The organism is Lysinibacillus sp. AR18-8, assembly GCF_001705465.1.
GTDB lineage: Bacteria > Bacillota > Bacilli > Bacillales_A > Planococcaceae > Lysinibacillus > Lysinibacillus capsici.
Genome location: NZ_MDGU01000051.1, coordinates 155,864 through 176,027 on the forward strand (window position 1 = coordinate 155,864; position 20,164 = coordinate 176,027).

At 35.3% G+C, this 20,164-nt stretch carries 15 protein-coding genes, 1 pseudogene and 1 riboswitch; of the genes and pseudogenes, 2 read left to right on the forward strand and 14 right to left on the reverse strand.

Features of this window, described 5'->3' with window-relative positions:
* Nucleotides 1-102: 102 nt before the first annotated feature.
* On the reverse strand, nt 103-603 hold the full coding sequence (gene queF, locus BFM98_RS21540) for a preQ(1) synthase (RefSeq protein ID WP_004233404.1): 501 nt from the start codon (nt 601-603) through the stop codon (nt 103-105).
* A 125-nt stretch (nt 604-728) separates the two neighbouring features.
* A riboswitch (PreQ1 riboswitch) is annotated at nt 729-775 on the reverse strand.
* A gap of 309 nt (nt 776-1,084) precedes the next feature.
* On the opposite strand from queF, the gene BFM98_RS21545 reads away from it, so the two are divergent.
* The gene (locus BFM98_RS21545) at nt 1,085-4,798 is read left to right on the forward strand and encodes a S8 family serine peptidase (protein ID WP_066038349.1); all 3,714 of its coding nucleotides are present in this window, start codon (nt 1,085-1,087) and stop codon (nt 4,796-4,798) included.
* Nucleotides 4,799-4,997: 199 nt separating this feature from the next.
* On the opposite strand, the gene BFM98_RS21550 is transcribed toward BFM98_RS21545, so the two are convergent.
* The 4 genes and pseudogenes from BFM98_RS21550 to BFM98_RS24335 all read right to left on the reverse strand — a co-directional run.
* Nucleotides 4,998-5,726 (reverse strand): amino acid ABC transporter ATP-binding protein, encoded by a 729-nt coding sequence (locus tag BFM98_RS21550; protein ID WP_175400796.1) that lies wholly within the window; start codon nt 5,724-5,726, stop codon nt 4,998-5,000.
* Nucleotides 5,727-5,753: 27 nt separating this feature from the next.
* Nucleotides 5,754-6,419 (reverse strand): amino acid ABC transporter permease, encoded by a 666-nt coding sequence (locus tag BFM98_RS21555; RefSeq protein WP_004233396.1) that lies wholly within the window; start codon nt 6,417-6,419, stop codon nt 5,754-5,756.
* A 31-nt stretch (nt 6,420-6,450) separates the two neighbouring features.
* Nucleotides 6,451-7,233 (reverse strand): transporter substrate-binding domain-containing protein, encoded by a 783-nt coding sequence (locus BFM98_RS21560; RefSeq protein WP_054548827.1) that lies wholly within the window; start codon nt 7,231-7,233, stop codon nt 6,451-6,453.
* 382 nt (nt 7,234-7,615) lie between these two features.
* Nucleotides 7,616-7,965, reverse strand: a pseudogene (locus BFM98_RS24335) (IS4 family transposase); the annotation flags it as partial.
* 176 nt (nt 7,966-8,141) lie between these two features.
* Between BFM98_RS24335 and BFM98_RS21565 the strand changes: the two are divergent.
* On the forward strand, nt 8,142-8,720 hold the full coding sequence (locus BFM98_RS21565; RefSeq protein WP_066038351.1) for a TetR/AcrR family transcriptional regulator: 579 nt from the start codon (nt 8,142-8,144) through the stop codon (nt 8,718-8,720).
* A gap of 98 nt (nt 8,721-8,818) precedes the next feature.
* Here the strand turns inward: BFM98_RS21565 and BFM98_RS21570 are convergent, their stop codons facing one another.
* The 9 genes from BFM98_RS21570 to walK form a co-directional block, all read right to left on the reverse strand.
* Nucleotides 8,819-10,003, reverse strand: coding sequence for an acyltransferase family protein (locus BFM98_RS21570; protein ID WP_175400793.1), 1,185 nt, complete (start codon nt 10,001-10,003; stop codon nt 8,819-8,821).
* Between the two features lie 1,047 nt (nt 10,004-11,050).
* Nucleotides 11,051-12,805, reverse strand: a complete 1,755-nt coding sequence (locus BFM98_RS21575) for an AIPR family protein (protein WP_066038353.1) — start codon at nt 12,803-12,805, stop codon at nt 11,051-11,053.
* Between the two features lie 128 nt (nt 12,806-12,933).
* Nucleotides 12,934-13,413, reverse strand: coding sequence for a 23S rRNA (pseudouridine(1915)-N(3))-methyltransferase RlmH (rlmH, locus tag BFM98_RS21580; protein ID WP_004233392.1), 480 nt, complete (start codon nt 13,411-13,413; stop codon nt 12,934-12,936).
* 90 nt (nt 13,414-13,503) lie between these two features.
* Nucleotides 13,504-13,668 carry a CxxH/CxxC protein gene (locus tag BFM98_RS21585; protein WP_004233391.1) on the reverse strand — a complete coding sequence of 55 codons (165 nt, stop codon included), beginning with the start codon at nt 13,666-13,668 and terminating at the stop codon, nt 13,504-13,506.
* A 245-nt stretch (nt 13,669-13,913) separates the two neighbouring features.
* On the reverse strand, nt 13,914-15,209 hold the full coding sequence (locus tag BFM98_RS21590; protein ID WP_048395254.1) for a S1C family serine protease: 1,296 nt from the start codon (nt 15,207-15,209) through the stop codon (nt 13,914-13,916).
* Nucleotides 15,210-15,375: 166 nt separating this feature from the next.
* A complete protein-coding gene (locus BFM98_RS21595; protein ID WP_048395252.1) occupies nt 15,376-16,164 on the reverse strand; it encodes an MBL fold metallo-hydrolase in 789 nt (262 codons plus the stop codon).
* Nucleotides 16,164-16,988 carry a two-component system regulatory protein YycI gene (locus BFM98_RS21600; protein ID WP_048395249.1) on the reverse strand — a complete coding sequence of 275 codons (825 nt, stop codon included), beginning with the start codon at nt 16,986-16,988 and terminating at the stop codon, nt 16,164-16,166. Before BFM98_RS21600 ends, BFM98_RS21595 begins: the two co-directional genes overlap by 1 nt.
* A complete protein-coding gene (locus BFM98_RS21605) occupies nt 16,975-18,300 on the reverse strand; it encodes a YycH family regulatory protein (RefSeq protein WP_048395247.1) in 1,326 nt (441 codons plus the stop codon). Before BFM98_RS21605 ends, BFM98_RS21600 begins: the two co-directional genes overlap by 14 nt.
* Nucleotides 18,297-20,162: a cell wall metabolism sensor histidine kinase WalK gene (gene walK, locus BFM98_RS21610; protein WP_048395245.1), complete on the reverse strand. Its 1,866-nt coding sequence runs from the start codon at nt 20,160-20,162 to the stop codon at nt 18,297-18,299. Before walK ends, BFM98_RS21605 begins: the two co-directional genes overlap by 4 nt.
* Nucleotides 20,163-20,164 lie beyond the last annotated feature (2 nt).

The following is a 20,164-nucleotide window of genomic DNA, read 5'->3' on the forward strand; positions in this document are numbered from 1 at the left end:
ATAAAGACTCCCTTATATCGAAAAAACAGCACTCTAAGAAAAAGTGCTGCTTTCTTCTTAGTTTTTTTAAGAGGGTAGCTAAAAACCTCTGTCTTGCTTCATTTATCGATTATCAATTTTTTCTGGGTTAAGATCGTGGTTCATTAAACGATAATTGGCGATTTCTTCGTATTTAGTTCCTGGCTTCCCATAGTTACACCATGGATCAATCGAGATACCCCCACGTGGAGTAAATTTCCCCCAAACCTCTATATATCTTGGATCAAGTAATGCAATTAAATCATTCATAATGATATTCACGCAATCTTCATGGAAATCGCCGTGATTTCTAAAACTGAATAAATACAACTTTAGAGATTTACTTTCAACAATTTTTTTATCTGGGATATATGAAATGTACATCGTTGCAAAATCCGGCTGATTTGTAAGCGGACATAAACTAGTAAACTCTGGGCAATTAAACTTAACAAAATAATCTCGATTAGCATGAAGATTATCCACTGCCTCTAATACCTCAGGTGCATAATCATAGGAATACTTTGTACCTTGATTACCTAATAGGGTCAAATCCTTTAATCCTTCTTCATGACTTCTGCCAGACATAAAAAAACCTCCTTGTAAAATGTTTCCCAACACTTTTCAAGAGAGGCATCACCAATCATTCTATTTAAAACATAAGTAAACAGATAAAAAAAGCCACGTCCGATATGGACATGGCATATTGTCATGTTTCCATAGTTTTTTATAGAGGGTATCAGCTATGAACCTCTCCCGTTCTAGTCCGGGCATTCTTTTCTTCAATATCGTACAAAAAATAATACAGGACGTCAAATGGATTTTTTATAAAACTCTTAAATGATAAAAAGTATGAATCACTGTAAGTCAATACTCATTTGAAAGTTCTACTTTTTTATTAAATTACTAGGAAAATAGAATTAATCCGTTTTTGACAAAGTAATACTAATTATCAATATTTTGAGATTTTTCAATATTCCGATATTCGAATTATCTCACCTGTGATAAATTGGAAATATCACACTAAACTGAAAAGTGTGATAATTAAGAGCGGAGGGAGAAATGAGATTTGAAAAAGTTTAAGTTTACGAAGTTTTTAAGTAGTATGATAGCTTTCGTTATGGTGCTTTTTCTATTGGTTCCATTATCGAGTGCTAATGCTGAAGATTCGAAGCCATTCAAGCAGGATAGCCAAAGTGAAAGTATACTTCAATTAAAGGCGGCTATCGCTGAACAGCTAAGCTTGTCTAAAGATGGTCCAACTCTTCACGAAAGCTTACAAAATGTATCAGGCAATCAAGAAGTTGCAGTCATCGTACATTTATCTGAAAAGCCTGTGGCACTAGAGCAAGGAATGAGCCAATTGAAAGGCCAAAAGTTCTCTAATGCGCGAGCAAATGAAGTTCGATCAAATGTAAAATCTCAACAAGCACAAGTTAAGAAAGAATTAGCTACTAAAAATGTTCAAATGACTCAAGGCTACACATTTGATACTGTTTTAAACGGTTTTGCAGCAACTGTGAAAGCAAATGATCTCCCAAAGCTGCTTTCAATAGAAGGAATAACATTAATTGAACCTGATGCAATTGTTTACGCATCTGAAGATAATACAATGAAATCATCAGAACTGATTAAGGAAGATCAATTAGAGGCTCAAATGAATACAAGTATTTCTTTCCTCGGCATCGAACAGCTTTGGAATGAAGGAATTGAAGGACAAGGTATAAAGGTAGCAGTATTAGATACTGGTATTGACACAGATCACCCTGAGTTCGCCGGAATTTACAAGGGTGGGAAAAACTTCATTCCAAATTCATCAACTTACACAAAGCCTCGGGCAGATGACGATGCATCGGAAACCTTGCCTTCTGAGCGTCCTGCTGGAACACCTGAATTTAATGAAAAGGGAAGCTCGTTCTATACTTCTCACGGTACTCATGTTGCTGGAACTATTGCAGCAATTGGGGCTAACAATTTCGGCATTAAAGGAATTGCTCCAAAAGTAGACCTTTATGCTTACCGTGTTCTTGGTGCATATGGAAGTGGGGCTACATCTGGTATTGTTAAAGCAATTGAAACGGCTGTAACAGAAAAAATGGACATAATCAACCTTTCTCTTGGTGGGGGGGCTAACTCTGAAACGGACGCTGGTTCATTTGCTATTAATAATGCAATGATGGCTGGAACAATCGGAGTAATTGCAACAGGGAACTCCGGCCCAAATCGAGGAACAATGGGCACGCCTGCAACCGCTCGTTTAGGAATTGCTGTGGGTAACACAACAAATCCAGAAACAATGTATAGCGGTGAAGTGAATGTTACAGTTGGTGACTACAACTTAACAAAACAGCTCCCATTAATGGGAACAACTTTTGGAAGGGATTTAGCAACACAGCTTCAAGGAGAATTTGACCTAGTTGCTATTCCTGGAAACGGAGAAGTAAAAGACTATGAGGGAATCGATGTAGAAGGTAAAGTGGCATTAATCTCTCGTGGCAGTATCGCATTTGTTGATAAAATTGCGAATGCAAAGGCAAATGGAGCAGTCGCCACAATTATTCATAACTTTGCTGGTGGAACAAATGCACCTAATATTTCAGGTACATTCCTGGGTGATTCTTTTGCTTTTCTACCAACATTTGATATGTCCCAAACGGATGGCAATGCAATTCGTGCTGCATTAGCCGGTGGAACTGGAAAAGTTAGCTTTAGTCAATTTACTTCCACAAAGACACTGGGAGATGAAGTAAACGATTCAAGTTCCCGTGGCCCATCTACGCCAAACTTTGATATTAAACCAGATGTAAGTGCACCTGGAACAAACATTATGTCAACGATTCCAATGTATAAAAAGGACTTCCCTAATGCAGATTATGCAGAGGCATATGATCGTAAAACAGGAACTTCTATGGCAACACCGCATATTACAGGTATTGTTGCATTACTTAAACAAGCAAATCCTGATTGGAATGCGTTCGACATAAAAGTGGCGCTTTCTAATACAGCAAAGGTTTTAGATAAAACAAAATACGATGTGTTCTCTCAAGGTGCAGGTCGTGTAAATGCTTATGCTGCTGCACATCCAGAAATTCTTGCCTATGCATTGGATAGTGCAATTTTAGATGGAACAGGAGCTGTTTCAGAAAACTTAAAAGGGACAGTTACTTTTGGTCCACAATCACTTAAAGACCAGAATATTTCCGTAACGAAACAAGTTTTAGTAAAAGATATAAAGGGGAACGGCGGTAATTATAATGTATCAATTGATGTGACAAAATCATTTGGTGATGCAACTGTTACAGTCGACCAGCCAACATTTAATCTAGTTGGTGAGCAAGTGTTAAATCTTACATTAACGGCTTCACAAGCTACAGCTCCAAACGGCTCGGAAATACTGGGGTATATTCACATCAGCGGTGGTGCTACAGAAATTTCATTGCCATTCGCAGCTGACTTTGGAAGTGAGGCAGTAACTGAAATTAAAGATTTAAAGATTACAGAAACAGACCTCTCCTTTAATGGAGATGGCGTGAAAGATTCAGCTGTACTTTCATTTACATTAACTGGCGATGTAACAACTAACTATATCGAGCTATGGGATATTATGAATCCTCAAGGTGGAGAATATGGTGATGGCTACATCGGTTATCTACATGCAGGTACTGCGCTAGGAAAAGGCTCTTATACGCTGAATATCGCTGGGCAATACAAACCATGGGGAACAGAACCTGCCACAGCAATTCCAGATGGTCTCTATACTATTGACTTTACTGGTCTTGCGGCATCAGGGGTAGTTTCCGATTATGTTGGACCAATTATCGTGAAAACGACTAAACCAGAAATTACTGGTTCAGTAGCTGAAGGTGTCGCTACAGGAAAGGTAACAGATAAGTATATCGACTACAATGAAGAGTTATATTTATATGGTTTAAACTACAATTTAAATGATAAATTAAAAGCTTCCTATATTGCGACTGTGAATGGCGAAATACAAGCGCCTGTTCCTTTTGAATTAAATCAAGACGGTAGCTTCACATTCCCAGTAACAACAGAAACTAATGCTGTATCAGTAAAAATTGAAGACGCTGCAGGGAATGTTGGTGAAGCACTAATATTTGAAAAAGATGTAGTTGAACCAAAAGTAACACTTTCTGTCAATCCAACTGAGCTAGACCTAACAGCTGGGGAATCTGCACAACTTACGGTAACAGAGACATCTACTCCTCCAGAAGGTGAAGCAACAGAGGAAGATGTAACTTCAAAAGCAACTTATGTTGTGGGAGATGAAAATGTTGCAACAATAGCAAATGGATTAGTAACTGCTGTAGGTGAGGGCACGACTACGATTACTATTTCATATGGTGATCATGAAGTTACAGTAAATGTTACAGTAAAAGCACCTGTTGTAGAAACACCAATCGTAACACTAGAAATTGACCAAGCTCAGGTTGAAACTAGAATAGGTAAAGAGGTTATGGTTAAGATTACTGAAGTAACTACTTTTGAGGGTAGAACAACAGAAAAAGATGTTACTACTCTTGCAACCTACGAAGTAGCAAATGATAAAATAGCTACTGTAAAAGCAGGGGCTGTAAAAGGTAAAGGTCAAGGTACTACGACAATTACAGCAACGTATGGTGACCACACATTAACATTTGATGTATTGGTTGAAAAGCCGGGCAATGGTAACGGCAACGGTAATGGCAACGGCAACGGCAACGGCAACGGCAACGGCAACGGCAACGGCAATGGTAATAATGAAGTTACCGAAGTTGAGTTATAATTAAATAAGTACAGTTCCAGCAAAAAGAGAAATTGCGCTTTGCAATTTCTCCTTTTGCTATTTAAATTTCACTTACTCATGATAAGGTTGGCTGTAACGAGTCTATGTGCAGTTTTTCTGTACATGCTTTATCTAGTAATCGAATATTTAATGTAAAACCATAAGAGATCCTAACATTACCGTTCAGAACCTTTTAGTTTTATTTAAGCATTGTTGCAGTTAAAAATTCTCGTGTTCTCTCCTCTTTTGGATAATTGAAAAATTGTTCAGGTGTGCCGCGTTCAATAATTCTCCCATCATGCATATAGACAATCCAATCAGCTACCTCTTTTGCGAATCCCATTTCATGGGTTACAACAACCATAGTCATTCCTTCTTCAGCCAAATCTTTCATGGTTGTTAAAACCTCTCCCACAAGCTCAGGATCGAGTGCCGATGTTGGCTCATCAAAAAGCATAATGTCTGGTTCCATCGCAAGTGCTCTAGCAATCGCCACCCGTTGCTTTTGCCCCCCTGATAGTTTACTAGGATAGACATCCGACTTATCCTCCAAACCTACTTTTTTCAGTAATTGTTTTGCTTTGATGATAGCTTTTTCTTTGTCTACACCCTTTACCATAACAGGTGCTTCAATAATATTTTCTAAAACCGTTTTATGTGGGAATAAGTTGAAATTTTGAAACACCATCCCAACCTTTTCTCTAATCTTGTTAAGATCATCTGTCCGTGGATTGACTTCGTTTCCCTCAATTATAATATTGCCATTATCTTTTCTTTCTAAAAAGTTCAAGCAGCGAAGGAGGGTGCTTTTCCCTGACCCACTCGATCCTATTAGACAGACAACATCGCTCTCGTAGACTGTCATGTCGATATTTTTCAATACATGTAAGTCTCCAAACGATTTATTCAATTGACTTATTTTAATCATTTCCTTAGTGTCCAATTTTTTCAGCTCCTATCTGTCGCTTACTGCTAATTTTAATTCAGTTCGGTTCACTACAAATGTCATCAACGCTACCAGCAATAAATAGTAGACTGCTACAATGAGTAAGTAGGTCATTTCATCGAAATTATTCGACCCAAGTGTTGTCGCCACATTAAATAGCTCATTCATGGAGATAAATGCGGCTAACGATGAATCTTTTAAACTTATGATAAATTGATTGCCTAAAGGCGGCAATGCTCTACGGAATGCCTGTGGGAGAATAATCCTTCTTAATGTCAGTGTCTTTGTCATTCCCAAAGAGCGTCCTGCTTCAAATTGGCCATTATCGACTGACTGAATTGCTCCCCGAAGGATTTCAGAAATATAAGCTCCATTATGTAGCGCTAGAGCAAGGGAAGCAGCCCAAAAATCAGGAAGAAGGAAAATCCCGCTAATTCCGAAGTAGAGGATAAATATTTGAACAATCAGTGGTGTTCCTCGAACCAAATAGACATATATATCTGAAATAAGTTCTAAAATTTTTATATTAGAAATTTTTAATAAAGCAAAGACTAGTCCGATGATGATTCCCAGTAAGATAGAAACCACCGTCAGCTCTAATGTTAAAAGCATAGCTTTAAAGAATACACCTTTTGTTTCCATTAGTATTTGAAAAAAATGCGAAAAACTTGGCAAAGTACTACTTCCTTTCTTTTATAGCATTGGTTTATTCTGATTTTTTGGTAATGTCCTCACCAAAATATTTGATACTAATTTGAGTCAATGTTCCATTTTCCCGAAGTTGTTCCAAAGATTCATTAACTCGCTTCACTAGCTTTGGATTATCCTGAGGCAAAACAATCGCTTGTTCACTGCGATTAATTAATTGTTGTCCTTTAATCTTAAAACCTTCCTTTTCAGCAGTTTTTCCTGTAACAAAATCTGTAATTACTGCATCATGACGCCCACTGCTTAATGCCTTTAATGCTGTAATGTCGCTGTCATATGTTTTGATGTTGTCTGTATACTTGGAAGCTGTATCGGCATATGTTGATCCTTTTGCAACAGCTACTTCCTTTCCCTCTAAATCTTCGACAGTCCTAATTTTACTATCTGGTCTGGTGAAAATTTTCGGTCCTGAATAATAATAGGGGGTAGAGAAAGAAACATGTTTACTCCGCTGCGGGTTAATCGTGTGACTTGCAACGGCTGCATCCGCTCTTCCCGTTTTCACCCCTTCAACAATCCCTTTGAACTTGATTCGTTTCTGAACCGGCTCAAGGCCCATTTCCTTTGCAATCGCTTCACCAACCTCAATATCAAAGCCCGACATTGTAAGATCGTCATTTATATAACTAAATGGCTTAAATTCCCCAGAAGTAGCAAAAACAAATTGATTTTTATTGATCAGTTCAGATCCATCTTCAAGCTTCTGCTTCTCTCCACAACCAGACAACATGCAGGCTACGATTGTACTTAAGACCAATAAAAACTTTTTACTCAACAACATGTTGGCTATAACTCCTTTCTCTTTCGATTATTCCTACAATCCTTTCTTGCTATATAACTTGCTTATGATAGTTAATACCCAATCCACTCCCAATAAAACAAAAAAGTATCAGGCACTTTTAATAGTGCCTGATACTTTTTCTACAAATTTTGCATTTCAGTGTGGTCGTTTTTACTCTCCAAGCCGGAAATAAAAAATGGAAAATTACGTTAAAATATATGCGTAAGTAGTTAAAAACAAAGGTAGTAACAAACCACTTTTTACTATATCCTGTGGCTTGTGAAACAACGATGATTAATTCTTTATAAAACGCTCTCTCCTTGAATTTTACGTAGAGATTTCCATAAAGCAGCTTTTAAATAACTACTGATTTGTAAATACGTTCGTTCCCTTTTGAATCGAGGACTTTAATTAGGAAAAGTACATTTTCAGACCGATTTTGTGTCGTCTCAATTACGACCAGTTCATCGGATAAAACAGATGGATTTTCGGGTAACGCAAACGAGTAATAGCAAAATACCCTTCCTCTGTCATTCGATTAAACCGTTCGTAATCTAAGTAGCCACGGCCAAAGATGTACATGCATTCTTTGTCATCAATGAATACTCCTAAATGATGGTGGTCATTTTCGATGGCATTTGTCAGTACGGCTTAATCCGGATAACAATACCTTTTTGCCATATAGGCAAGGCGTAAATGAAGCTTCACACCAAATTTCGTTTTACAGAATTTTCGCCTATGGATAATTCGATAAATTTAAATGTAATGATAAGATGAATTTCTTTATCTGTCTACCTAATTGGGAGCATATCAATAATAGCTGTCTGTTATTCATAATAATACTTTTTAAACAGTTATTTATAGTAGAATTAATAATAACGTTATTGCAAGAAATGGAGTGAATAAAGTTGGGAAGGGAAGAAAAGAAACGACAAACTAAATTAGCTATAACAAACGCTGCTTTCAAATTATTTTCAGAAAACGGATATGAGTCGACAAGGGTTGAAGATATTGTGAAATTAGCTGGAGTTTCTAAGGGTACTTTTTTTAATTATTTTCCGACAAAAGAAGCAGTCATAGAAGATTTTGAAAGATTTTCAATCTATTCGGAAGCTGAAAAATTAATGAATATCACAAGTCCAGTAGTACCTAAACTACTCTCTTCGTTAATTAATATCGTACATAATTTAAACTATACAAGGTCATTAAGAAGAGCAACTTTAATGGCAACTCTCTCAAGTGCTAATAATTTAAATAATCACATAGATAATATGAATAATCTTCGTGCTTTATTGATTCCAATTTTTAAGTATGGACAAGAAAAAGGGGAATTTACACAAAAATTATCCCCTGAAACACTGGCAGACTTAACTATTCAAATGTTTATTGGTGTATTAACCCACTGGTGTCTTGGTGGTGGCGAAGATGATCTTATTACACAACTTATGATGAGTTTTGATGTTTTCTTTAAAGGAATATCATCATAAAGATCCTGTTGATTTCCAAAGTAATCCTGCGAGAATAGCCTGTGTTATAAAAACTCGCAGGCATGTTGTCAAAGAGAGAATTGGAGACAAGCAGAGAACTAATATATACTCTTCTTATTAAATTTATTCACTAAACCTTGAGAACGTCTATGATTTGTCCCAGAGAATAGTAGACTAATAACCGGTAATTTTCGAATAATAAAATACGATATTAAATGGCTAAATACGATCCCCAATAGTGATGCTAATACGAATTTTATATAGCCTGAAACAGATACACTAATTAAAATATATTGAATTCCAATTAAAACCGGAATATGAATAATATAAACACAAAAGGAATTTTTAGATAAAGCCTCAATCCATTTTGATTTTCTATTTAATTTACGTTGAAATAATTCAATTAAACCAATTGAAAGTCCTGTACATAAAAAGGTCTCATAGACTGCATAAATAAGTGAACTACTATCCCATCCACCCCTTGAATGTGGTACAAACCCAATTACATTTAAAGCAATTAATAAAACTCCTATAAATAACCATAAATCACCAATACTTTTAGGGATATGATAAATCCAGTTATTATTAGCAGCTGTTATTCCCAAAACTACAAATGCTAAATATTGAGGAAAGTGTGCATACTCCATTTGGATAAAACCTAGAACACCAATCCATTCATCAATCGAATAACTTATTCGAACTAAAAAAGTGATTAACGATATGATAATAACAAATATAAAAATATGTTTATGTGTTGGGTAAATTGAAATTTTTGGTAAATTAATTTTTTTAAAAAGATTCATTAATACTAGATATATCAGTGAATAAATAAGAAGATGTTCAATAAACCAAAGATGGCCAAAATTTAGGTCTGGCCAAGATGGTCCTGCCCAATTCAATGGCTTTTCACCAAATCCTAGATAAATATTTTTATAGTATTCATATAACGATAGGTGAGGGTAACCACGAAATTCATTATAATAAAAGTACATTATTAAAGGAATTATTACTATAAATCCAAATAATAAAGGTATACCAATTCTCTTCAACCGATCTTTCAAAAAACCTATACTCCCTTTGTGTTTATACGCAAGAGGTATAAAATAAGCAGAAAGAAAAAAATAAAGACTCATATTAAAGGCAGAGTTTATCCCAAAAAAAACGCCCAAATCAGAATCGACACCCAAATCTCGTACATACCAAAAACCATTTGCCCCGCCATAAGGTTGACCTGCATGGTGGACAATTACAGTGCAAGAAAGAAACACTTTTAAAAAATCCATAAAATGTATACGTGTATTAGACAACTCACATTTCCCCTTTTTGGAAATAACTTCTAAACTATTTATAATACTTTTTATACTCGTGGTCAATATTTATCTTATTATATTATTGATTAAATTTTAGAATATTTATTTTATGATTATTAATTATGACTACGGGTCAATTTATATATGGTTGATTACGTGGAATTTCATATTAATATAAAATGTTTAGGGAAAAATAAAAAAGGAGCAGATTGTAAGTGGAAATTCTAGCAGTTATAGGTCCTTTAAAACGTAAAAAAATATCATTGTCCGTACCCTTCAAATCTACTAACCTTCTAATTGGCAAAAAAGTCGATTAGGAGGAATGGAAAGGATACTTACAATAATACAAGTTCATCTTATCAAATTTTTGTATTAGGAGAAGGGTTATTCGTTACTGTGTCAAAAAGATAGATGTATATAAATCATTCTCATTAATTATGAAGCAAAATAAATCACTAATCATATCATTATCAATATGATTAGTGATTTATTCAAAAACCTCCCTTACTTATGATACGGTTCACCGTGATGTGGCTAAGTGAGGTTTATAATTCCAATTAAAACTTTCCTAAATAGGTCGCTAAAAGACATTACCTAAATTCAACTCCAATCTTCTACTGATTTTTTAAGCTTCAAACAACTCTGTATGACCACTTGATAATAGTTAAACTAGTAATCAATTCTATCCCTCAGCATTTTTTTATGCCATGGACCTAAATAAATGGAACCATATTTTTCATAAGATTCAAAAATAAATCCTATATCTTCATTCAAAAAATTTTTCCAATCATTAATTCTTTCAGAGATTTCTTTTAATAAAGTTGAATCTATAAAAAATAACTCTCCTTTATAATTATTGATAAGGTTGTCAATCCTTTCTTCTGCAAGAGGATGTGTATTATGCCTATTTCCTACAGGGCTCTTGCATGTTTAGAAAACATAAAGCTTGGAATTCAAAATGAATTCCAAGCTTATAATTTCATATTATTTATAATTTTCCGCGATGTAGGAATATGCAATTTAATAATCTATTTTACTAGCAAATTCAGTTAATGTACTTGATGTCCCAGGGTTTATCTTCATAACACTTATTATAGAGGCTGTCTTTTCAGTAAAATCTTTAATTGATTGATTGATAATTTCCTTAGCTTTCACACCATTTTGTACAGCTGGTATTAATGAAGTTACAAAAGGTAACATAATATTCAATTGCTGTTCCCACAACACAACCGATTCTTCTAAACTGATATCCTCTTTAAACTTTAAGTCAAATGAATCTCTTACAGTTACACCCAGTAAACTATCTATACAATTAGCCACAGCTGCAATAAGTACCCATACAGAGCCTCTTACAATTAAAAATTCGTATATAGCTTTACTTGTAACATCTAATGCACCTTCTTTATGCAGAGCTTTTAAAGAATTTTTTTTACTTTCAATAGCCTGATATAAAGAATAAACATAAAGGATATGTCTAGCTGATGTTTTTTCGCTAAAAATATTTGAATAAAGTGAGTTACTTTCCCAAATCTCTTTTTTTCTATTATATGCCGTACCTGGATCTTGATGATATGCTGTTAAACATTGAGCAACTATATCATGTGAAATTAAATTACTATATCTTTTAATCTTATCTTCACTACCACCTCTCCGGCCACCTAAATAAATAACATTAGGAATAAGACCAAATTGTTTTCTAAGATTGCCTTGAACTTCATCTGTACTTCTAAAATCCGAAGATTCTACAACATTCTGTTTATTATTAAATTCAATAATATTTCTTAAAATATTTTGATCGTCACATTTTATAAATCTTACAGTTACTAGGGCATCTTTACTAGGTCTAGTTATTACAGACCCAACCGCCCCAGTTGTTTGAGCACCATTAACGATAGATAAACCTTTAATTCTTATTAATTGATCGTTAATTCCTACAAATTCGTTTACAACGATAGTTAAGCCATTGTTATAAATCAGAAAATTATCTGGTGTATTTTCTACTGTTTTTTTGATTCCATTATTAATATTATTTTTCTTATTAAGGCTCCCTAAATACCCTCTGATATTTGATGAAAATAAATCATCTTTATATTTTTGGTAATTGTCATATAAGAAAATTAAAGGAATTGAGGTCATATAACTTTTCCAATTTTCCCCTTCAATAGCATATCCGCCATTTTTTATCGGAATATCAAACTCGTCTGTAACTAAAATCGGGACAGATGATGCTTTATACCAATTATTTAAAGTTTCATTACCTACTTCAAAAGATAGTATGTTAATGGAACTTTCCTCTTTAACGTATTCTTTTATTGCCTGAATTAAAGATAACTTTACTGCATTCATTTCATTACGTACATTTTCTGATTCTGGACAATTATGCACAAACCATACTTGCAATGTATGTATTTTTCCTTCTGATAAAGCTTCTCTCAATTGTATTGCGGCTGCTTTTATATCTAAAGGTAATTTATCTATATTTTCATTTAAAAGCCAAGTTATAGCAGTATTTAAATCACTCGCTTTATTAGCTGGCGCAGAGTATCGGGATTTTTGAGCCATGTATCCTTGTGCAATAATTGCAATTCCATCTTCTTCAGATATATATACTAAATCACACTTTTTATCATCGTTCCCATCTGTTAAAGCATCTGTTGCAACTGCTTGAATGTCTTGAATTTGCAATCTCAATTCTAATGCATATAATAATAATGCATTGTCTTTATACAAATTTACCAAATCTTCTCTTGATTGAAAGTTACTTAAATACTCCATAATCAATCCCCTTATAAATTTCAATTTTATACATATAGTACCATTAAAAATATATTTTTCATATACATAACTAAGTTGACTAATATGATATAGTTAGTCCTTTTATCCTAAAAATTCCAAAACCGCCCTTACTTATGATACGGTTCACCCTTCATAATCCTAAAACTACGATAAATCTGCTCGACTAGCACAAGCTTCATGAGCTGGTGAGGAAGTGTCATCTTACCAAAAGATTGCTGCTCATCTGCACGCTTTAACACATCTTCATGTAGACCGAGGGAGCCACCGATGACGAAGGCGATTTTGCTTTTGCCGTAGGTCATGAGGGATTCGATGTCGGCAGCCATTTGTTCGGAGGTTTTCATTTTGCCGTTGATGGCTAGGGCAATTACATAGGCATCTGGACTGATTTTCGTTAGGATGCGTTCGCCCTCTTTTTTCTTGACGATATCCATTTCGGCTTCACTTAGTTGTTCAGGTGCCTTTTCGTCTGGCACTTCAACCAAATCCATTTTTGCATAGCCGCCAAGACGTTTTACGTACTCATCGATCCCCATTTTTAAGTACTTTTCTTTTAGCTTGCCGACTGATACAATCGTTATATTCACACGTTATCCACCTTTACAATTCATTTACAAACAAATTATCCACAAAAGTTATCAACATATCCACAAGCACTCTCTATATATTGTGTAAAGTTATTTACTTGATACAATATATTCTGCTGCCTGTTCACAGTAGCTACACTTTGTGGATAACTTTTTATCCTCTTCGATTTTATCCATAATTGGGAACACTTTTTGCTCTGCTACAAACATGTCTAAAGCGTGATCTATATGGCTTTCACAGCTGTACTTTTCCATTTTTTGATGTCTCCTTATTTTCCGAAATTTCCACAAACTTATTCACAAATCAGTCTATGTTATCCACAATCTATTGTAACAAAGTAATAGCATGTATGGAAGAAGTGCCTTTTACTCCCGATTTACTGTGCGGAATTAGTATTCACAATTTTCTAGTTATCCACAATATTTCATAAAAGTATTTTCTCCATCCTCATAAAAAAAGCGATGGAGATTGATTAGATCTCCATCGCTTTTCATCTTCTTTACAATGTATTACCGTTTGTTAATGTTAGTGATAGCTCGACTAATTTACCTTGACGGTACACTTTTAATGTTAGCTTATCACCAATTTTTTTGTCATTATATAAATGTTTGCGTAAATCAATAGTTGTTTCAATTTTTTGACCATCCATCTCTACAATAACATCGTATTGTTGAACCCCTGCTTTTGAGGCTGGTGAGTTATTCATGACATCTGTTACAACAACGCCTGTTGTCACCTCTGCAGGTAATTTTAATGTTTGTTGTTGATAGAATGATGGCACATCTGTTAAATCTGCAAGTGAAACTCCCATTGTTGGACGTTTCATTTCTCCATTTTTCTCTAGTTCCTCGATAATTGGAATAGCTGAATTAATTGGAATAGAGAACCCTAAACCTTCAACTGAGGATTCAGCAATTTTCATGGAGTTAATTCCTACTAATTCTCCAGCTAAGTTCACAAGTGCTCCACCACTATTCCCTGGGTTAATCGCAGCATCTGTTTGCAATACTTCTTGTTGCCAATCTTCTGTGCCATCACCATTTAAGTCTACTGGTACAGAACGGTCTTTACCTGAAACAACACCAGTTGTCACAGAACCATAGAAGTCTAAACCAAGTGGGTTACCAATGGCAATCACTGTTTCACCTTGTTTTAATACATCCGAATTCCCGAATGTCGCAACTGTTTTAACATTTTTAGAGTTAATAGAAATAACTGCAAGGTCCGTCCAAACATCGTGACCCACTAATTGTGCAGGTTCTTTTGTTCCGTCTGGCATTGTGACCTCTAACTGCTTTGCCCCTTCAATAACATGGTTATTTGTGATGATAAAGGCTTTGTCACCTTCAATTTTATAAACGACACCTGAACCGCTTCCTGCTTCTTTTGTTGTCGTTGATGGTGGGCTCCAAAAACCTCCGCTTGTGACTTCTTGAATATTTGTGATACCAACAACTGCTTGTGAGGCTTTATCAACTGCAGTTGTCACATCTGTCGTTACTTCTGTAGCTACCTGATTAATTGTTGTGTTATTTTTTCCTGTATTACTTGTTGTTGTTCCAGGCATTTGATTGACAAGTCCCGGTAGCATAAGCCACACAAGTAAAGCACCTATAATGACACCGACCAGACCACTAAAGAAATAGCCGCCTTTACCTCCTCCACCTTTCTTTTTCATGCGCTTAGTCTGCATTTCTTGCTCCTCGCGCTCTAGTCTTTCTTGAAGAGGTGATTTCGGTACTTCATCATTTTTAAGGAAATCACTGTTTTTATCATCATCTTGGAAATAGCTCATGTTCGTCATCCTTTCCTTTGAGTGCTATCTAATTAGTTGTTACCCTAATCTTACGATTCAAACATTAAAATCAGATGAAAAACAAATAAAATAGGCATAAAAAAAGCTGCTCAATGCATTTTTTTATGCGTTGAACAGCTTCAAATTTTATCTAAATAGCCTATGATTAAACCGTCACCAATTTTGTTGGTTCTTCTGCATCCGTATCAAATAGATGAACATGCTCACCAACAAGGATGCCACAAGATTGTAAGGTTTGTGCGACACTCATACGTGCTAGCTCTTTCATATTATTATCTTTACTTAAATGTGAAAGATAAATATTGGTCGTCTTATCAAATACAACCTCACTCATTGCAATTGCTGCATCCTCATTAGACACATGTCCTACATCACTTAAAATACGACGTTTAATAGACCAAGGATAGCGTCCCATTTGTAGCATATTGACATCATGATTACTTTCAAAGACAAAAGAATCAGCGCCTCGAATAATTCCTTTCATACGATCACTGACATAGCCTGTATCTGTAATAATAACAAGCTTGCGATCATTTTCATGAAAAGTATAGAACATTGGATCTGCTGCATCGTGTGAAACAGCAAAGGATTCAACAGCTAAAGAACCAAAATGCTTCACTGTATCCATTTCAAATTCAAAACGTTGCTCTACAGGAATGTCCCCAATAAGCCCATCCATTGCCTGCCACGTTTTGGCGTTTGCGTAAATTGGTACATTATATTTCCGTGCCAGTACACCAATTCCTTTAATATGATCACTATGCTCATGTGTAACAAAGATACCACTGAGCTGCTTCATATTACGGTCGATTTTTGTAAATAACTGCTCCATCTTTTTCCCACTAAGACCCGCATCAACGATAAAAGCATGATCGTCATTCTCTACATAAATCGAATTCCCTGTACTGCCACTTGCTAAAACACTAAATCGCATTATTCAACTCCCCAGTCTTCTTCTTCGCTCTCTTGCTTGTCCTCCTGGATTTCGATGACTTTACCTTCTACTGCATTCACAAAGTACTCTTCTTTTGTCCCATCAGATAATTTCACTTGAACTTCCCATGTTGGCACCAATACCTGAGTACGTGTCAATTTAACAAGCGTTGAGTAACCTAGTTTCATTTGTGTAATGCGAGAATCTGGCTTGAGCGGTCCCTTTGCATACAAAGTTTGAATAATTTGAAGTGGAGGAATAACTGTTTCCTGCTGTTCCATTTCTTCAATATTATCAATCATTGTTTGCTCATACATTGTTACTTCGTTATTAGCATTCCATTTTATTTTTAATGAACCACTATAATAGAACATTCGATTGTTTGTCTTTTGGAAAAAAATTGCGACTCGTTCTTCGCGGTCTATTTTCCATAAAGCATAAGATGCACCTTCAATGATGTTTGCTAGGACAAAATCTGTAAAGCTTGCGTCATCACTTACATTACGTAATTTAACAGGCCTCATAAAAATAACACGAGCCTTTGTATTATTATCATCCTTAAATTTAACTTGCTGGTTACTATTATTAAATTCGGCTGGTGTGAATTTATGCACTTGAGCTGTCATATACGAAGCAGATTCAATATTATTTGGTAATGTGCCGTACGTAATATTATCATCCTTTAAACGAGCTTCTATTGTTCTTTCACCTGGTACCTCAATATCTTTTGCTTCATTATAGCGATTGACATAAAGTGAATACAAGAAGATGTTCAGTATTAAAAAAACGAATATAAAAATAGATTTTGTTCTATTCCAATCCATTTTTAACACCTCCTAATACTTCAGGAGTCAGTTTAGTCCATGTACCATTACGAATAACAAACCAACAAGGTTCAAATATAAATATATTCTGTTCTTGATTTTGTGTTAAATAATAGCCTAAGACGATTTCATCGATATCAGACAGAGGAATACTGTTAGCGCTTTTTAATCTCTCTGCGATCTCCGCACCTGATGCTAACTCTTTGATTTCTTTCTCCAATGATATATCCATATCCAATGAGAAGTATGGACGCTTATAATGGAAAATTCGACTATCTCCCCAAATCGTTGTCATTCGTGTAATGACATGATTGCTATAGACAGGGAAACCTTGCAAATACATTTGATAATCTATTTGATTTTTATTGGTATTGGATGAAGCATAGCGGAAATCTGCGGTAAATCCTCCATGCTCATTAATAAATTCAAAGCTATCCTTTAAAAGCTTGGATGGCTCGACTCTAATACTACTTTCTGCAGCAGGATAAACATAGTTTAATGATTTAAGATTTGTTTCTAAGGTCATTAACGACATACCATCTGTATATTTTTCAGAGGATGCACTTTCCACATTCCGCTGCACAATATTTGGATCTGGGAATAATACATTTTTAAATAGTTCTGGCGTAATATCCTCAATAAAATACGTATATTTTACAGATTCAATATTACTGTTCGCCAAATAAAGAGATGTATAGCCTTCTCTTTCTACTTCTTTAAAAACCTCATATTTTTTGGCAGGCTCTATGACTTCCTGTATAAATTGATTCATGTTTGGCACACTGACATGTGAGCGGAATAATGATTGGTTATTACCACTAATGTAATACAACATCAATTCTTTACTATTGTAATTACTCCAATCTATAATCATACGATTGAACGTTGTTTCTGGTAATTCCTTATCAGTGAACTGAAAGGTTGTGTTAAAAGCTGAAAAAGGAATCTCTCCTGTAAAAAATATTGTCATTCGATGATCTGCGCCAATAATTTGATTCACATAGTTTGCAGAAAGATTATTGTTTACAGACACCAAATCTAAAACATTCCAGCCTTTAAATACTTTCATCATGTCTTTCATAGCTGCATTAGAAACTGTGCCTGTAAACTCTTCTTCAGATCGGAAAATAGCCTTGTATGGTCGAATAATATCCTCCATATCCTTTTGAGGCTTAATTAAAATTTCCTCGCCCTCTGTTTTTTCAATATATTTATAATCAGGTGTATAGGTCCAAATTAAAAAAGTTAAAATCACACTCAGCATAACAAGTAGAAATAATACAACAGATTTAACTGGCTCTATATATTTCATTCCCACTCACCTGCCTCACCAAATTCATCTGCATCATATGGTAATGTGAAGAAAATTGTTGTACCCTGTCCTTCTTCACTTTCAGCCCAAATCTTACCGCCGTGTGCTTCAATCATTTCCCGCGCAATAGCTAGTCCCAAGCCTGTTCCTCCCATAGAACGAGCGCGTGCACGATCCACACGATAGAAGCGATCAAAAATACGGCCAACATTTTCTTTAGGAATGCCCATGCCATCATCTGAAATCATGACTTTCAACATGTCATCCTGTCCCGTAAAGCCAAAGCGAATATTGCCACCATCTGGAGAATATTTAATAGCATTGGAAATGATATTATCAATAACTTGTGTGATTTTATCCGTATCAATTTCTACATAAAAGGAGGTTTCAGGGAATAATCGTTCAAAATGTACCTTGTCAGACTTAGACATTTCAAATCGGTCTATAATGCGGTTAAAGAATGAATTAAATAAGACAATATCTTTATTCAACTCGTAATCTGAACTATCCATTCTTGATAACTGCAGTAAATCATTTACTAGACGAATCATACGCTCTGTTTCGGTTTGTGTCACATTTAAAAACGTAGGAGCAATATTTTCATCTTTCCATGCACCATCTGCAAGTGCCTCTAAATAACTACGCATTGTTGTTAATGGCGTTCTTAACTCATGTGATACATTCGATACGAATTCTCGACGATCCATTTCAATCTTTTCTTGCTCTGTTATATCGTGCAAAACAGTAATCAGACCATTAATAAAGCCTGTTTCTTTTTGAATAACAGAGAAATTAGCACGAAGTATATAGGGAGCATCTGCTGTACTGAAGTTTAAATTCACGGCATCATTCATATGAATTAAGTCTTCAAAACTATATTCCTGATCAATCCCCAATACAGAGGCGATAGGACGCCCTAATGTAATATCCCTTGAAATATGCAGTAATTCCAATGCAGGGTCATTGATGAGAATAATACGTCCCTTACGATCTGTTGCAATTACACCATCTGTCATATTACTCAGAACTGAATCTAGCTTTCGACGTTCAGCTTCTGTGGTCGATTGTGCTTCCTGCAAACGGTTGGTTAGATGATTAAAGGTAATGGCTAGCTGGCCGATTTCATCTGTACCATATACACGTACCTTTCGAGAATAGTTCCCCTTCGCCATTGCCTGAGCCTGCTTTCGCATATCAGCAATAGGCTGTGTAATCGTTCTTGCCACAAGAATACCTAAGAAGATGGTAATGACCAAGGACATTGCCGTACCACCAAGGAAAATCTGATTAATATCATTCATTTGTTCAAAAACTGATTCAATATTGGCTTCAATATAGAGTACACCAATGATTTCATCATCTGGTCCTGCACCCGCACGAATGGGATTCGCTAAAACCCACACACGATTTCTCGTCTTATTGTCCAGCTTAATAATATCAAACAGTGTTTCGGCAGATATCGCTCGACGTACAAGATCAGTATTAGAGCGCTGACCTATTAAATTCTGGTTTTCAAGCTCAGATGTTGCAAGTATTCTTTGTCTATCGTCAATGACACGAATTTCTAAAATATCACCATTTGAAACATCCCTTAAACCAGTAGAAAACTCCATAACAATTGACTTTAGGCTCTCCTCTAGTTTAGGCATGCTTTCATCGCGTTCCTTTAAAATTTCCTCACGAAGACTATATTGCATCAAGTCAACTCGCTGAAAAATGGAATCTTGGAAGTTGCTCTTCAAATTTCTTTCTAATTCACGAGCGAAATAGATACCGATAATTTGTAAAGCAAGCAATATTAATAAAATATAAATCAGCACTAGTTTGACATGAATGGATTTAAAGAAGCTCACTTTCTGCATTC

Excerpts from the sequence above, each read along its gene's own strand:
- BFM98_RS21550 (WP_175400796.1), bottom strand. The coding sequence starts at position 5,726 with ATGATTAAAATAAGTCAATTGAATAAATCGTTTGGAGACTTACATGTA.
- BFM98_RS21570 (WP_175400793.1), bottom strand. The coding sequence starts at position 10,003 with ATGGATTTTTTAAAAGTGTTTCTTTCTTGCACTGTAATTGTCCACCAT.
- BFM98_RS21585 (WP_004233391.1), bottom strand. The coding sequence starts at position 13,668 with ATGGAAAAGTACAGCTGTGAAAGCCATATAGATCACGCTTTAGACATG.
- BFM98_RS21590 (WP_048395254.1), bottom strand. The coding sequence starts at position 15,209 with ATGAGCTATTTCCAAGATGATGATAAAAACAGTGATTTCCTTAAAAAT.
- BFM98_RS21605 (WP_048395247.1), bottom strand. The coding sequence starts at position 18,300 with ATGAAATATATAGAGCCAGTTAAATCTGTTGTATTATTTCTACTTGTT.
- queF (WP_004233404.1), bottom strand. The coding sequence starts at position 603 with ATGTCTGGCAGAAGTCATGAAGAAGGATTAAAGGATTTGACCCTATTA.
- BFM98_RS21600 (WP_048395249.1), bottom strand. The coding sequence starts at position 16,988 with ATGGATTGGAATAGAACAAAATCTATTTTTATATTCGTTTTTTTAATA.
- walK (WP_048395245.1), bottom strand. The coding sequence starts at position 20,162 with ATGCAGAAAGTGAGCTTCTTTAAATCCATTCATGTCAAACTAGTGCTG.
- BFM98_RS21575 (WP_066038353.1), bottom strand. The coding sequence starts at position 12,805 with ATGGAGTATTTAAGTAACTTTCAATCAAGAGAAGATTTGGTAAATTTG.
- BFM98_RS21560 (WP_054548827.1), bottom strand. The coding sequence starts at position 7,233 with ATGTTGTTGAGTAAAAAGTTTTTATTGGTCTTAAGTACAATCGTAGCC.
- BFM98_RS21595 (WP_048395252.1), bottom strand. The coding sequence starts at position 16,164 with ATGCGATTTAGTGTTTTAGCAAGTGGCAGTACAGGGAATTCGATTTAT.